Raw genomic sequence first — 14,148 nt, 5'->3', positions numbered from 1 at the left:
CGACATTCATGATGTCGCGGTGTCCTGGCCACGCCGACACCGCGGTTTTCAGGAAGCCGAGTCGATCAAGCCCGGCGGCCAGGAAGTCGAGGCCGGCGGCCAGGAAGCCGAGTCGATCAACGCGCGCAGACCAAGCTGCCCGGGGTGGTGGGTGGTCACCCGCGCCCGACCGGCGCAGAATGGCTCGGTCGAGAGGAGGCGGGACGAGTGACGCTGGCGCTCTACCGCAAGTACCGGCCGCGTACCTTCGCTGAGGTCATCGGTCAGGAGCACGTGACCGAGCCGCTGTCGCAGGCGCTGCGCAGCGGGCGGCTCAACCACGCCTACCTCTTCTCCGGCCCGCGCGGCTGCGGCAAGACCTCCAGCGCGCGGATCCTGGCCCGCTCGCTCAACTGTGAGCAGGGCCCCACCCCCGAGCCGTGCGGCAAGTGTGAGTCCTGTCGCTCGCTGGCCACCGACGGTGCCGGCTCCATCGACGTGATCGAGATCGACGCGGCCAGCCACGGTGGTGTCGACGACGCCCGCGAGCTGCGCGAGCGCGCGTTCTTCGCGCCGGCCAGCAGCCGCTTCAAGATCTACGTCATCGACGAGGCGCACATGGTCTCGACCCAGGGCTTCAACGCCCTGCTCAAGCTGGTCGAGGAACCTCCGGAGTACGTCAAGTTCATCTTCGCCACCACCGAACCGGAGAAGGTCCTCGGCACCATCCGGTCGCGCACCCACCACTACCCGTTCCGGCTGATCCCGCCGAAGGTCCTCCGCCCGTACCTGGAGCAACTCACCCAGGCCGAGGGCGTCGCCGTCGAGCCGGCGGTCTTCCCGCTTGTGGTCCGCGCCGGTGGCGGCAGCGCCCGGGACAGCCTCTCCGTGCTCGACCAGCTCATGGCCGGCGCCGGCCCGGAGGGCGTCAGCTACGCGCGGGCCGCCGCGCTGCTCGGGGTCACCGACGCCGCGCTGATCGACGAGATGTGCGACGCGCTGGCCGCCGGTGACGGCGCCGCCGCCTACGCCACCGTCGACCGGGTCGCCGAGGCCGGGCACGACCCGCGCCGGTTCGCCTCCGACCTGCTCGAACGGCTCCGCGACCTCATCGTCATCCAGCAGGTGCCGGATGCCGCCGCGAAGGGCCTGATCGACGGCCCCGCCGACCAGATCGAGCGGATGGCCGCCCAGGCTTCGCAACTCGGCCCGGCCACCCTCTCCCGCTGCGCCGACATCGTGCACGACGGCCTGGTGGAGATGCGCGGCACCACAGCGCCTCGCCTCCTGCTGGAGCTGATCTGCGCCCGGATGCTGCTGCCCGGCGTGGACGACTCCACCGGCGCCCTCCTCCAACGCCTCGAACGGATGGAACGCCGGCTCACCCTGGTCGGCACCGACGCGCCGCCGGCCGCCGCCGGCTTCGCGCCGGCCGCCCACCCAGGAGTACGCCCACAGTCGGGCACCCCGGTCCCGGCTGCCGCAAGCCCAGCACCCGTCAACGCCCCCACCTCCGCGCCGCCGTGGGCGGTCGACCCGGCAGCGTCCCCGACCCAGAGCGGCGCGGGCCCGGGTGCTCCCGCGGTTTCCGGAGTACCTGCCCCACCCGGTCAGGTCCCGGGCGCACCAGCGCCTACCTCGGGTGTGCCGGCCTCGCACGTCTCGGCTGCCGACTCGCCGATCCCGGCGTCACCCGGTGCGTCGGCCGTCGCCGGGTCCGCACCCGTCTCGCCCGCCGGCCCGGCCCCCCGTCGCGTCGTACCGCCATCGGCGGTGCTCCCCGACCCGGCCACGCCGCAGCCGCCCCGGCCTGGTGCGCCGCCCGCCGCGCTGGACGCCGTCGCGGTCCGCCGCGTCTGGCCCGACGTGGTCGGCAAGGTCAACCGGACCAACAAGCGGATCGCCGCCCTGATGCGCGACGCCGTGGTCCGCGAACTCGACGGCGACATGCTGGTGCTGACGGTGAAGTCCACAGTGCTGGCCAAGATGATGGCCGATCACGCGGCGGTGCTCACCGACGCGCTCTACGAGGAGCTGGGCGGGCGCTGGCAGATCCGCTGCGAGGTCGCCGGTGAGCGCGGTGGCGTGTCACTGTCCGGTCCGCAGCGTTCGCAATCCGCCGCACCGGCCCGACCCGCCGTCCCCGCGTCGACTCCGACTGCCGCCCCGCACGAGAATGCCGCCGCCGGCCCGACGAGCGCACCTCCCGCCGCACCGAATCCGAGTGGCGCGGCGGGGCTGCCGGGTGGGTCGTCCGCTGGGGCGAACCCGAGCGGCGCTGCTGGTCTGCCGGGTGGGTCGGCCGCCGGGGCGAACCCGAGCGGCGCTGCCGGCCCGGGTGCCCATGGTGGCGTGCCTGGTGCCCCGGGTGCGCGTGCCGATGACGGCGGCGAAGGCTTCGGTGGTCCCGGTTCGGGTCGGCAGGGCGGAACGCCGCCAGCCGCGTCGGCAGATGGTTACGGTTCGGGTCGGCAGGGCGCGGCGCAGCCTGCCGCGTCGGCAGGTGGTCCCGGTTCGGGTCGGCAGGGCGGAATTCAGCCAGCCGGGTCGGCAGATGGTCGCGCTTCGGGTCGACAGGGCGCGGCGCAGCCCGTCGCGTCGGCGGACGACGAGGACGACTGGCCGGAGGCGGCCCTCCCCGGAGGTGGCGCTCCCGCCGCCGAGGCGACAGATGACGAGGACTGGCCGGAGGCCGCCCGTCCGGGCGGCGCGTCGGCCGGGAACGACCCAGGCTCTGCCGCCGCACCGGGCGGCCCCGGATCGGCACCCACCCCGACCCGCCCGAACGGCGGCGGCGGCGCGAACGGTGGCGCTCCGAACGGCGGCCTCCCGAACGGCGGCGGGCCGAACGGCGGCTTCCCGAACGGTGGCAGCACCAGCGGTGGCGGGCCGGGCGGTGGCGGGCCGGGCGGTTCAGGTCGCCCCGGCTCGGCGAGCGGCGGCAACCCGGGCGGGCGGGGTAACCCGACACCGGCGGCCCGGCAGCCGGCGACAGCCGGTGGTGCACCGGTGAGCAGCGCCATCGCCGCGGCTCGCGCGGCGGCGGCGGGGCGCGGTGCGCGTACCGGAGCGGTGGCCCGGCCCGTCGCGGACGCCGAGTGGGCGGGCGAACCGCCCTACGACCCGGACTTCGACGGCCCGTCGCGCGGTGGCCGGCCGGGTGGCGCTGCGCCAGCGGCGACGCCGGCCCTTGAGGGGTTCGACCCGGGCGACGAGCCGTTGGACGAGGTCATCGACGAGAAGACGGCCCGGGAGTCCAGCGAGGAGCAGGCGGTACGGCTGCTCCGGGAAACCTTCGGCGCCGAAAAGATCAACGAAGTAGACGCCCGCTAAGCCCGGCCCCGCTCCGGCCCCCGCTCTCGTCGATCATGCAGTTGTGGTGGGTGACAAACCACCCGCTGCTGACCTATTCAGGCACCACAACTCCTTGATCGACGGCGGCGGGGACCGGAGCGGGGGCGGACGGGGGCTGGGCGGGGATTTCGGCTTGTAGGACGCCTACGGCGCAGGCCCAGAGGGGGAAGGGGAGTACGGCGACGCGTTCCGTGCCGCCTACGCCGATTCCGACGGCCTGCTGGCTGAAGAACAGCAGAGTTCCGATCAGCGCGACGACCCCGGCGGTGACGGTGAGACCTCGCCACCGGCCGAGCGTGGTGGTGCGTGGTGCGAAGCCGGCGACGAGGAGGCCGACGTTGCCCAGTCCCATGATCAGGAATGCGCCGAGGACGTGCAGGTTCTCGTTGACGTCGGCCGGATAGCGGGCCGCCAGGGCGTACCCGACGGTGGCCAGCAACAGGAGCGCCTGCGCGCAGCGCACGACGCCGCCGCGACCGAGAACCCGCCAGGTCAGCAGGAGCCCGGCGGCGAGCAGGACGGCGGTGACCAGCATCGCGGCGTTCATCAGCGGGTGCCAGGGTGAGCAGACGTAGCGGGGTCTGGTGGTGTCCCAGATGCCGCAGTGGGCGTTGCCGAGATCGCTGATGTTGTGGATGGCCCAGCTGTAGGTCGGCTCGCGCCAGCGCAGGCCGGTGACCAGGCTGGCGACGAGGAAGATCGGTGCGGCTCCGGCCCAGCACAGCGCGCCGACCCGGCCGGTGCGGTTGAGGTTCATGCCGTCGAGCACACCAGGGCGGCGGGTCTCGGCGCACTACGCGCAGCCGGCCGGTTCGGGGTAGTGACAGCCGTACCCGGAGGGCTCGGCGTGGGGCGCGCACCGGGCGGGGTGTGGTCGGTCCCAGCGGATAGGCTGGGCGGCGGCCGAGCAGACGAGTGCGAGAAGGAGCCATCCGTGCGCCCAGGTGGACAGCCGAACATGCAGCAGATGCTGAAGCAGGCGCAGAAGATGCAGCAGCAGATCGCCGCCGCCCAGGCCGAGTTGGCCGAGGCCGAGCTGACCGGCACCGCCGGCGGTGGGCTGGTCACCGCGACCGTCTCCGGCTCCGGTGAGCTGAAGGCCATCAAGATCGACCCGAAGGCCGTCGACCCGGACGACGTGGAGACGCTGGAGGACCTGGTCGTCGCGGCCGTGCACAACGCCGCCGAGGCCGCACGGGAGCTGACCGAGCGCAAGATGGGCCCGGTCGCCGGTGGCATGGGCGGCCTCGGCCTGCCCGGTTTCTGAGCCGGCAGATGTACGAAGGTGCCATCCAGGACCTGATCGACGAGCTGGGCCGGCTGCCGGGCGTGGGCCCGAAGAGCGCTCAGCGGATCGCGTTCCACGTCCTGTCGGCGGATCCGGCCGACGTCAACCGGCTGGCCGGCGCGCTGCGCAAGGTCAAGGAGCTGGTGCGGTTCTGCACGACCTGCTACAATGTGGCCGAGTCCGAGCAGTGCCGGATCTGCCGCGACACACGGCGCACCGACGAGGTGCTGTGCGTGGTGGAGGAGCCCAAGGACGTGGTCGCCATCGAGCGGACGGGTGAGTTCCGCGGTCGCTACCACGTGCTGGGCGGCGCGATCAATCCGCTGGAGGGGATCGGTCCGGACAACCTGCGCATCCGGGAGTTGCTGATCCGGCTCGGCGGCGGCGGGGTCCGGGAGTTGATCCTGGCCACGGACCCGAACACCGAGGGTGAGGCGACCGCCACCTACCTGGCGCTGATGGTGAAGCCGATGGGCATCGCGGTGACCCGGCTGGCCAGCGGGCTGCCGGTCGGCGGCGATCTGGAGTACGCCGACGAGATCACCCTGGGCCGGGCCTTCGAGGGTCGCCGGGCCGTCTGAGTCGTACCCGTGGGGGTGGTGCCGTCACCGACGGTGCCGCCCCCGTTTCGGTGTCCGGCCCGGCACGGATCGATGTGTCGCCACCTGTGTCCGCCGTGCCGTCGACTGTCAGACCCCGGCCCAAGGTGTCGGCTTGGTAGCGATTGCCTAACGCCCGTTCCGCTTCGCGTGTGACATGTCATAGCCTCCCGCACACGGACCGAGCCACAGCTCGGCGTGGTCATGCGCATGACAGAGGTGAGAGATGCAGGCGAGAAGGCTTAAAACGGCCGTGGCCATCGCGGCCGTTGCCGCTCTGGCGGTCGGCGCGGCCGGCTGCGCGAAGAGCGAGCGCGACGGCGACAGTGGCGAGGCCAAGACTGGCGGCACCTTCATCTTCGCGGGTGCCGGTGACCCGAAGAACTTCGATCCGATCTTCAACGATGACGGTGAGTCGTTCCGGCCGGTCCGGCAGATGTTCGACACCCTGGTGAGCCACAAGCCGGGCACCGCGGAGCTGCAGGGCGGTCTGGCGGAGAGTTGGGAGCACGACCCGGCGGGCAAGGTCTGGACGTTCAAGCTCCGCCAGGGCGTGAAGTTCCACGACGGTACGCCGTTCAACGCCGCCGCGGTCTGCTTCAACTTCGACCGCTGGTACAACATGAAGGGCGCTGCCGCCCAGTCCCAGATGATCTACTACATGGACGTCTTCGGGGGCTTCGCCAAGAACGAGAGCGAGTCCGCCGGCAAGCCGGTCTACAACAAGTGTGAGGCGCAGGGCGATGGCACCGCGGTCGTCACGCTGAACCAGTACAAGGGTGCCTTCCCGGGGGCCTTCGCGCTGACCTCGCTGTCGATCGCGAGCCCGGAGGCGTTGAAGAAGTACGACGCCAACACGGTGAAGCAGAACGGCGACTCGTTCGAGTACAGCGCCTTCGCCACCACCAACCCGGTCGGCACCGGCCCGTTCACCTTCGGTGGCTGGGACAAGGCCAAGAACGAGATCACCCTGAACCGCAACCCGGACTACTTTGGCGACAAGGCCAAGGTGGACAAGATGATCATCAAGATCATCAAGGACGAGAGCACCCGCAAGCAGGAGCTTCGTGCCGGCACCGTGCAGGGCATCGACTTCCCGGCCCCGGCCGACCGCAAGGCGCTCGAGGGTGAGGGCTTCCAGGTCGTCAACCGCCCGGCGTTCAACATCCTCTACCTCGGCCTCAACCAGAAGAACCCGAAGCTGAAGGACCTGCGGGTGCGGCAGGCGATCGCCTACGCCCTCAACCGCCAGCAGCTGGTGCAGACCAAGGGCCCGGGTGGCGCGAAGGTCGCCGACGAGTTCCTGCCGGACACCGTGCTCGGCTACGCCCCGGACGTGCAGAAGTACGACTACAACCCGGAGAAGGCCAAGCAGCTCCTCAAGGACGCTGGCGCCGAGGGTCTGACGCTCAACTTCTACTACCCGCCGGACGTCACCCGGCCGTACATGCCGAACCCGCAGGAGATCTTCACCGTCCTCGCCAACGACCTGCAGGCCGTCGGCATCAAGGTCAACGGTGTGCCTCGCCCGTGGAACGGTGGCTTCAAGGACGACGTGCAGCAGTTCGGCAAGCACGACCTGCACATCCTCGGCTGGACGGGTGACTACAACGACCCGGGCAACTTCGTCGGCACGTTCTTCGGCCGGGGCAAGGCCGAGTTCGGGGACCAGTCGATGACCGAGATGTTCGACGCCATCACCAAGGCTGACGGCACCGTCGACGAGGCGGGCAAGAAGGCGGCCTGGGAGCAGGTCAACCGGGACATCGCCACCAAGTGGCTGCCGGCCGTTCCGCTCTGGCACGCCCCGCCGGCCATCGTCGTCACCAAGGACGTCAAGGGCCTCGTGGCCAGCCCGTTGACCGACGAGCGATTCAACACGGTCAGCATCAGCAAGTGACGTCCCTCGGCTGAGGCCGTAGGCGTGATCGGCCCGGGTCCGGGGTTCCTCCCGGCCCGGGCCGATCCGCGATCTTTGAGAGTCTGGTGTGTGAGAGATGTTGCGAGTCATAGTCCGCCGCCTGTTGCAGCTGGTGGTGACCCTCATAGCGCTGTCGGCGCTGATCTTCGTCTGGTTGCGGAATCTGCCCGGAGGGCCGGTCGAGGCGCTGCTCGGCGAGCGGGCCACGCCCGAGAGCCGCGAGCTGCTGACCAGGGCGCTCGGCTACGACCAGCCGATCCTGGTGCAGTACGGCAAGTTCATGCAGCGGGTGCTCACCGGCGACTTCGGCAACTCGATCCGGACCGGTGACCCGGTCACCGAGATCATCAGCCGCGCCTTCCCGGCCACCATCGAGTTGGCCCTCGCCGCGATGATCATCGCCATCGGCCTCGGTGTGCCACTCGGCTACCTGGCCGCCCGCTGGCGCGGACGCTGGCCGGACAACCTCACCATCGCCGGCACCCTGCTCGGCATCTCCATCCCGATCTTCTTCCTGGGCTATCTGCTCAAGGACGTCTTCACCCAGAACATCCACTGGTTCCCGCCGTCCGGGCGGCTCACCACGGGTCTGGACAACACGAACGTCACAGGTTTCTTCGTGCTCGACGGCCTGCTCACCCGGGAGTTCGACGCGAGCGCGGACGCCCTGTGGCACCTGATCCTGCCGGCGATCACGCTCGCCACCATCCCGTTGGCGGTGATCGTGCGGATCACCCGGGCCAGCGTGCTCGACGTCCTGAACGAGGACTACGTACGGACCGCCGAGGCGAAGGGCCTGCGCCACCGCACCATCCGTGGACGGCACATCCTGCGCAACGCGCTGCTGCCCGTGGTCACGACCATCGGCCTGCAGACCGGTGCGCTGCTCTCCGGCGCGGTGCTCACCGAGAAGGTCTACAACTGGGGCGGCATCGGCACGCTGATCACCGACTCCATCAGCGGCGGCCGGGACTACCCGGTGCTCCAGGCGATCATCCTGCTCGCCGCGCTGGTCTTCGTGGTGGTCAACCTGCTGGTCGACCTCTCCTACGCCTTCATCGACCCGAGGGTGCGTGTGCGATGAGTGACCCGACCACCCAGGCCGGCACGCCGGCCCCCCGCCCCGGGAACGACAAGCCCCGTCCCGGGATGAGCGAGCGCAGCATCGGCCTGCTCGGCGACCGCAAGAAGGCCCGGCTCGACGAGTTGGCCCAGGCGAGTGCCTCCGACCGGGGCGGGATCAGCCTCGTCCGCGACGCCCTGCGCCGGCTGCGGCGCAACCCGGTCGCCGTCGTCGGAGCCGTGATCGTGGGGCTGTTCGTCCTGGTGGCGATCTTCGCCCCGCTGATCGCACCGCACGACCCGGTGCAGCGCTTCGACGAGCTGACCAAGGGCCTCACCGTGGACACCATCCCCGGGGCCAGCAGTGGATTCCCGTTCGGCTCCGATCCACTCGGCCGGGACTTCCTGTCCCGCATGATCTACGGCGCCCGGCAGACGCTCTTCGTGGGCGTCCTCGCGACCCTCATCGGTCTCGCCCTCGGGGTGCTGCTCGGCGCGATCGCCGGTGCCTTCGGCGGCTGGGTCGACGTGGTCCTGATGCGACTCACCGACGTGATGCTGGCCCTGCCCAGCCTGCTGCTCGCGATCACCCTGGTCGCGATGGCCAGCCGGTCGAGCCAGTGGACAGTCATCTTCGCGGTGGCCATCGTGAGCGTGCCGATCTTCGCCCGGCTGCTGCGCGGCTCCATGCTGGCCCAGCGGGAGAGCGACCACGTGCTCGCCGCCCGCGCGCTCGGCGTCAAGGAGCGCAACATCGTGCTGCGGCACATGCTGCCCAACTCGCTGACCGCCGTGATCGTGCAGGCCACCCTGACCTTCGCGGTGGCCATCCTGGACGCCGCCGCGCTCTCCTTCCTGGGCCTCGGCGACCCGGACATCAACCGGGCCGAGTGGGGCCTGATGCTCGGTGTGGACGGCCAGCGCTACTTCGAGGTCCGTCCGGAACTGGCGTACTACCCCGCGCTCGCCATCATCGTGGTGGCGCTCGGCTTCACCCTGCTGGGTGAGGCGATGCGCGAGGCGATCGACCCGAAGAACCGGCGGTGACCACGGTGAGCGCTGTCAGCGCGCCCGGACCCCGTCTCGGGCGAGCGCGAGGAGTGAGCTTGCGAGCCCCACAGTCGCGAGCGAAGGACCACAGCAGTGAGGAAGTGACCCGATGAGCCTGCTCGACGTCCGTGACCTGAGCGTCGTGTTCCAGCGGCGCGGCGAGCGGCCCTTCACCGCCGTGGACAAGGTCAGCTTCACGGTGGAGCCGGGGCAGACGGTCGGCCTGGTCGGCGAGTCCGGCTGCGGCAAGAGCGTGACCAGCCTGGCCATCATGGGCCTGCTGCCCAAGCGCGGTAACCGGGTCACCGGGGAGGTGCTCTTCGACGGCACCGACCTGCTGAAGCTGCGACCCGACGACATGCGTGACCGACGCGGCCGGGAGATCAGCATGATCTTCCAGGACCCGCTCTCCTCGCTGAACCCCGTCATCCCGATCGGGGTCCAGGTGGCCGAGGTGTTGGAACGTCACCAGGGCCGGGACCGCAAGCAGGCGCTGCGCGAGTCGCGGGACCTGCTCGACGCGGTCGGAATCCCCGACCCGCAGCGGCGGCTCAGCGAGTACCCGCACCAGATTTCCGGCGGCATGCGCCAGCGCGCGCTGATCGCCATCGCGTTGGCCTGCAAGCCTCGGCTGCTGATCGCCGACGAGCCGACCACCGCGCTCGACGTGACCATCCAGGCGCAGATCCTCACCCTGCTCAAGCAGTTGGTCGACGAGACCGGCACCGCACTTGTCATGATCACGCACGATCTGGGCGTGGTGGCCGGGCTCTGCGACACCGTCAACGTCCTCTACGGCGGCAAGGTGGTCGAGCGGAACCGACGGCACGAGCTGTTCGCGCACGCCCGGCACCCGTACACGCACGGGCTGCTCAACTCGGTGCCCCGGCTGGACTCACCGCGCGGTGAGCGGCTGCACGCGATCCGCGGGTCGGTTTCCGACAACATCCCGTGGGCCGAGGGGTGCGCGTTCGCGCCGCGCTGCGACAACGTCGTGGACGCGTGCCTGGAAGGGCCGCCGCCGCTCGAACCCACCGCCACCGGCGGCGACCTCCGCTGCAACAACCCCGTCTCCGAGGAGGTGGCGGTCCGATGACCGAACAGACCGAACCCCTGATCGAGCTGCGCGACATCAAGGTCCACTTCCCGATCAAGAGCGGCCTGCTCTTCGACCGCACCATCGGGTACGTCTACGCGGTGGACGGGGTGTCGCTGAGCATCCGCAAGGGCGAGACGTACGGCCTGGTCGGCGAGTCGGGCTGCGGCAAGTCGACGTTGGGTCGCGGCCTGCTGCGGCTCGTCGAACCGACCGAGGGCGAGATCGTCTTCGACGGCACCGACGTCCGCGCGCTCAAGGGCGAGGCGATGCGCAAGGCCCGCCGCCGGATGCAGATGATCTTCCAGGATCCGCTCTCCAGCCTCGACCCCCGACAGTCGGTGGAGTCGCTGTTGGTGGAGGGGCTCAAGGCGCACGGGCTGGCCGGCGACAAGGCCGAGACCAACCGGAAGCTGCGCGAGACGCTGGAGGCGGTCGGCCTGCCCGCGTCGGCCCTCGGCAAGTATCCGCACGAGTTCTCCGGTGGCCAGCGCCAGCGGATCGGCATCGCCCGCGCACTGGTGCTCAACCCGGACCTGATCGTCGCCGACGAGCCGGTCTCCGCGCTTGACGTGTCGATCCAGGCCCAGGTGCTCAACCTGCTGGAAGACCTGCAGAACGAGCGTGGCCTGACCTACCTGATCATCGCGCACGACCTGGCGGTGGTGCGGCACATCGCCGACACGGTGGGCGTCATGTATCTCGGCGGGCTGGTGGAGGAGGCGTCCAGCGACGACCTCTACCGCGAGCCGATGCACCCGTACACCCGGGCGCTGATGTCGGCGGTGCCGGTGCCCGACCCGCTCGTGGAGGACCGCCGGGAGCGGATCCTGCTCGCCGGTGACCTGCCCTCGCCGACCAGCCCGCCGTCGGGCTGCCGGTTCCACACCCGGTGCCCGTGGGCGCAGCCGACCCGGTGCGCCGACGAGCGGCCGGAACTGCGCGACGTGGTCGGTGGGCACCGGGTGGCCTGTCACTTCGCCGAGGACATCGCCGCCGGCCGGATCCGGCCGCACGAGGTCGAGGTGGAACTGGTCCGCCCGACCGAGGGCACCGGCCCGGTCGACCCGCCGGGCGAGCTGATCCCCACCCCGTGACGCCGCCAGGGGCCGTCCGGGAACGGACGGCCCCTGGGACGGGTAGGTGATTCGGGTGGCTCAGCCCTCGGGGCGGTGCAGCAGGCCCACCGCGACGCCGTGCACCGCGTCCAGCCCCGCCGGATCGGCAAGCGCGACCGCCGTGCCGGTCACCACATACCACTCGTCCGCGTCCTTGTACTGCACCCGCAGGGTGACCTTGCCGTCCGCGTACTCGGTGCGCAGCGTCAGGTCGCCGGTGACGACGCCGACCTCATCTGTCATCACGCCGCCGGGGCCGGGCACGATGTCGCTGGTGCGGCTCTGCGGGCCGGCCCCGCCACCGGAATCCGCGACCATGCCGGCACCCGGCACGGCGGCGGGGGTCTCGGCGGTGCCGTCCGCGGTCATGCCGGCGGCCGCCGGGCCGCCCGCCTCGGCGGCGGTCACGAATCGCCTCCCACTGAGCAGCCCTCCAACATGTCGGTCAGGGCGGCCTTCTCGGCGCTGGTCACCGTGAGCCGCCAGTAGTGCTTGACCGTCACCCAGCTCTCGGCGTACTTACACCAGTACTCCCGGTTCGCCGGCTTCCACTGGGACGGGTCCTGGTCACCCTTTGCCCGATTGGAGGACGCGGAAACCGCGATGAGCTGCGGACGTGTCGTGTCGTTGGCGAAGTCGCCGCGCTTCTGGTCGTCCCACTCGTCGGCACCCGAGCGCCACGCGTTGGCCAGCGGCACCATGTGGTCGATGTCCACATCGGCGGGATCGGCGGCGCTGCGGCCGTCGTACACGCTCTCCCAGCGCCCACCGACCACGTTGCAGCCGGAGAGCTTCACGTCCTTGCCGTCGCGCTGCAGGATGCTGTCCCGCACGTCGCAGTTCTTGCCCGTGTCCCGCCAGTGCGGGAAGTGGTCCCGGCTGTAGCCCTTCATCGAGCCAGCGGTGGCGACGGTGAGCTGGCCGAGCTGCTGCGTGGCGTTGCCGCCGTCGCTCGGCGGCGGGACGTCCGGCTCGTCCGGTGGGACGCAACCGGCCGCGCCGAGCGCCAGCGCCGCGGCGAGCGCGGTCGCCGCCACTCGCGGTCCTGATCTGGTACGCACAGACGACACCTCTCCAGCTTGCGGTCTCCCGGCGATTGCGCACAGTACCCGGGAATGGTTTCGGCGTTTCGTGGCGTCTCCCACATGATGCAAGGCAGATTGGTGTGATGACCGCACCCGCACCGGCTTCCGCCCTCCGGATGGGCACCTCCGCCGGCCGGGGGACGCTGCTCGCCGCCGTTCTCGCCTCCGGCATGGTCTTCCTCGACAGTACTGTCGTCAATGTGGCGCTGCCGAAGCTCGGGCAGGACCTCGGCGCGAACGTGGCAGATCTGCAGTGGACCGTCAACGGCTACCTGCTGATGCTCGCGGCGTTCGTGTTGCTCGGCGGCGCACTCGGGGACCGCTTCGGTCGGCGACGCGTCTTCCTCATCGGGGTGGTCTGGTTCACCGCCGCCTCGGTGCTGTGCGGGTTGGCTCAGGGCACCGGTTGGCTGATCGCGGCCCGGTTCCTCCAGGGCGCCGGGGGCGCGCTGCTCACACCCGGCTCGCTGTCGGTGCTCCAGGCCAGTTTCCACCCGGACGACCGGGGCCGGGCGATCGGCGCCTGGGCCGGGCTGTCCGGGGTGTCCACCGCGCTGGGCCCGTTCATCGGTGGTTGGCTGATCGACGCGTTGTCCTGGCGCTGGATCTTCTTCCTCAACCTGCCCATCGCCGTGCTGGTGGTGCTGGCCACGATCCGGTGGGTGCCGGAGAGCCGGGACGAGAGCGCCTCCCGGACGGCGGGGCCGGGTCGGACCCGCCGACGGTTCGACATCGGGGGAGCCCTGCTCGGCGCGCTCGCGCTCGCCGGTGTCACGTACGCCCTTGTCGACGCCCCGGCGCGGGGCTTCGACTCGGCCCCGGTGCTGATCGCGGCGCTGGTCGGGGTGCTGTCCGCGGTGGCCTTCGTGCTGCTGGAACGGCGGCGCGGCGACGCCGCGATGCTGCCCACCGGGCTGTTCGGCAGCCGGCTCTTCTCGGTGCTGAACATCTTCACCGTGGTCGTCTACGCGGCGCTCGGCGGCTTCACCTTCTTCTTCGCCGTCTACCTGCAGAACGTGGTCGAGTGGTCGGCGTTCCGCACCGGCATCGCGTTGCTGCCGATGACCCTGCTGCTGTTGGCCGGGTCGGCCCGAGCGGGCGCGTTGTCCGCGCGGATCGGCCCCCGGCTGCCGCTGACCGTCGGGCCGGTGATCGCCGCGGTCGGTCTGCTGCTGCTGCGCGGCGTCGGGCCGGGCGCGTCGTACTGGACCGACGTGCTGCCCGGGGTGCTGCTCTTCGGCATCGGGCTGACCCTGGTGGTGGCACCGCTGACCGCGTCGGTGCTGGCCGCCGTGCAGGACCGGTTCTCCGGGGTGGCCAGCGGCTTCAACAACGCCGCGTCCCGGGCTGGCGGTCTGCTCGCGGTGGCGGCGCTGCCGCTGCTCGTCGGCCTGTCCGGCAGCGGCTACGCGCAGAAGGCCGAGCTGACCGAGGCGTTCCGGGGTGCCATGGTCTGGTGTGTGGGCTTGTTGCTGGCCGGGGCGGTGCTGGCCCTCGTGTTGGTGCACCGGCCGCCCCGCGCGGCCCCACCGTCGCAGCCCTGCCACTCGCTGCCCGCGGCCACGCCCCCGAGGTAGGAGACCACCTCGGGGACGC

General features: G+C 71.1%; 13 protein-coding genes. 10 read left to right on the top strand and 3 right to left on the bottom strand.

Annotated elements, in window-relative coordinates:
• Nucleotides 1-19 precede the first annotated feature (19 nt).
• Nucleotides 20-211, top strand: coding sequence for a hypothetical protein (locus ACGFIQ_RS17515; protein ID WP_393244650.1), 192 nt, complete (start codon nt 20-22; stop codon nt 209-211).
• Nucleotides 208-3,312, top strand: a complete 3,105-nt coding sequence (locus tag ACGFIQ_RS17510) for a DNA polymerase III subunit gamma and tau (RefSeq protein ID WP_393244648.1) — start codon at nt 208-210, stop codon at nt 3,310-3,312. Before ACGFIQ_RS17515 ends, ACGFIQ_RS17510 begins: the two co-directional genes overlap by 4 nt.
• Before the next feature lie 73 nt (nt 3,313-3,385).
• Here the strand turns inward: ACGFIQ_RS17510 and ACGFIQ_RS17505 are convergent, their stop codons facing one another.
• The gene (locus tag ACGFIQ_RS17505) at nt 3,386-4,090 is read right to left on the bottom strand and encodes a DUF998 domain-containing protein (RefSeq protein WP_393244646.1); all 705 of its coding nucleotides are present in this window, start codon (nt 4,088-4,090) and stop codon (nt 3,386-3,388) included.
• A gap of 201 nt (nt 4,091-4,291) precedes the next feature.
• Here ACGFIQ_RS17505 and ACGFIQ_RS17500 point away from each other — a divergent pair, with 201 nt between their 5' ends.
• From ACGFIQ_RS17500 to ACGFIQ_RS17470, 7 genes are all read left to right on the top strand, one after another.
• A complete protein-coding gene (locus tag ACGFIQ_RS17500) occupies nt 4,292-4,600 on the top strand; it encodes a YbaB/EbfC family nucleoid-associated protein (protein ID WP_007466279.1) in 309 nt (102 codons plus the stop codon).
• An 8-nt stretch (nt 4,601-4,608) separates the two neighbouring features.
• On the top strand, nt 4,609-5,202 hold the full coding sequence (gene recR, locus ACGFIQ_RS17495; protein ID WP_393244644.1) for a recombination mediator RecR: 594 nt from the start codon (nt 4,609-4,611) through the stop codon (nt 5,200-5,202).
• A gap of 244 nt (nt 5,203-5,446) precedes the next feature.
• Complete coding sequence (locus tag ACGFIQ_RS17490; protein ID WP_393244643.1) at nt 5,447-7,120, top strand: ABC transporter substrate-binding protein; 1,674 nt, start codon at nt 5,447-5,449, stop codon at nt 7,118-7,120.
• 97 nt (nt 7,121-7,217) lie between these two features.
• Nucleotides 7,218-8,225 (top strand): ABC transporter permease, encoded by a 1,008-nt coding sequence (locus ACGFIQ_RS17485; RefSeq protein WP_393244642.1) that lies wholly within the window; start codon nt 7,218-7,220, stop codon nt 8,223-8,225.
• Between the two features lie 65 nt (nt 8,226-8,290).
• Nucleotides 8,291-9,250 carry an ABC transporter permease gene (locus tag ACGFIQ_RS17480; RefSeq protein WP_393244735.1) on the top strand — a complete coding sequence of 320 codons (960 nt, stop codon included), beginning with the start codon at nt 8,291-8,293 and terminating at the stop codon, nt 9,248-9,250.
• Between the two features lie 112 nt (nt 9,251-9,362).
• The gene (locus ACGFIQ_RS17475; RefSeq protein ID WP_393244640.1) at nt 9,363-10,349 is read left to right on the top strand and encodes an ABC transporter ATP-binding protein; all 987 of its coding nucleotides are present in this window, start codon (nt 9,363-9,365) and stop codon (nt 10,347-10,349) included.
• A complete protein-coding gene (locus ACGFIQ_RS17470; protein ID WP_393244638.1) occupies nt 10,346-11,446 on the top strand; it encodes an ABC transporter ATP-binding protein in 1,101 nt (366 codons plus the stop codon). The genes ACGFIQ_RS17475 and ACGFIQ_RS17470 overlap by 4 nt, the downstream gene beginning before the upstream one ends.
• A 60-nt stretch (nt 11,447-11,506) precedes the next feature.
• Here the strand turns inward: ACGFIQ_RS17470 and ACGFIQ_RS17465 are convergent, their stop codons facing one another.
• Nucleotides 11,507-11,836: a hypothetical protein gene (locus tag ACGFIQ_RS17465; RefSeq protein WP_393244733.1), complete on the bottom strand. Its 330-nt coding sequence runs from the start codon at nt 11,834-11,836 to the stop codon at nt 11,507-11,509.
• Nucleotides 11,837-11,871: 35 nt separating this feature from the next.
• Nucleotides 11,872-12,528: an HNH endonuclease family protein gene (locus ACGFIQ_RS17460; RefSeq protein WP_393244636.1), complete on the bottom strand. Its 657-nt coding sequence runs from the start codon at nt 12,526-12,528 to the stop codon at nt 11,872-11,874.
• Between the two features lie 107 nt (nt 12,529-12,635).
• On the opposite strand from ACGFIQ_RS17460, the gene ACGFIQ_RS17455 reads away from it, so the two are divergent.
• Entirely contained in the window at nt 12,636-14,129 is a 1,494-nt protein-coding gene (locus ACGFIQ_RS17455) for an MFS transporter (RefSeq protein ID WP_393244634.1), read from the top strand.
• The last annotated feature ends 19 nt before the right edge of the window (nt 14,130-14,148 follow it).

Origin of the sequence: Micromonospora sp. NPDC048898 (assembly GCF_043198035.1) — a bacterium.
In the GTDB taxonomy this organism is placed as follows: domain Bacteria; phylum Actinomycetota; class Actinomycetes; order Mycobacteriales; family Micromonosporaceae; genus Micromonospora.
The sequence above is the reverse complement of the archived record's forward strand: the minus strand, read 5'-3'. Positions and strand labels throughout refer to the sequence as shown.

Coding starts and splice junctions, on each gene's coding strand:
- recR (WP_393244644.1), top strand. CDS start 4,609: ATGTACGAAGGTGCCATCCAGGACCTGATCGACGAGCTGGGCCGGCTG.
- ACGFIQ_RS17485 (WP_393244642.1), top strand. CDS start 7,218: ATGTTGCGAGTCATAGTCCGCCGCCTGTTGCAGCTGGTGGTGACCCTC.
- ACGFIQ_RS17500 (WP_007466279.1), top strand. CDS start 4,292: ATGCAGCAGATGCTGAAGCAGGCGCAGAAGATGCAGCAGCAGATCGCC.
- ACGFIQ_RS17455 (WP_393244634.1), top strand. CDS start 12,636: ATGACCGCACCCGCACCGGCTTCCGCCCTCCGGATGGGCACCTCCGCC.
- ACGFIQ_RS17475 (WP_393244640.1), top strand. CDS start 9,363: ATGAGCCTGCTCGACGTCCGTGACCTGAGCGTCGTGTTCCAGCGGCGC.
- ACGFIQ_RS17490 (WP_393244643.1), top strand. CDS start 5,447: ATGCAGGCGAGAAGGCTTAAAACGGCCGTGGCCATCGCGGCCGTTGCC.
- ACGFIQ_RS17505 (WP_393244646.1), bottom strand. CDS start 4,090: ATGAACCTCAACCGCACCGGCCGGGTCGGCGCGCTGTGCTGGGCCGGA.
- ACGFIQ_RS17465 (WP_393244733.1), bottom strand. CDS start 11,836: ATGACCGCGGACGGCACCGCCGAGACCCCCGCCGCCGTGCCGGGTGCC.
- ACGFIQ_RS17480 (WP_393244735.1), top strand. CDS start 8,291: ATGAGCGAGCGCAGCATCGGCCTGCTCGGCGACCGCAAGAAGGCCCGG.
- ACGFIQ_RS17470 (WP_393244638.1), top strand. CDS start 10,346: ATGACCGAACAGACCGAACCCCTGATCGAGCTGCGCGACATCAAGGTC.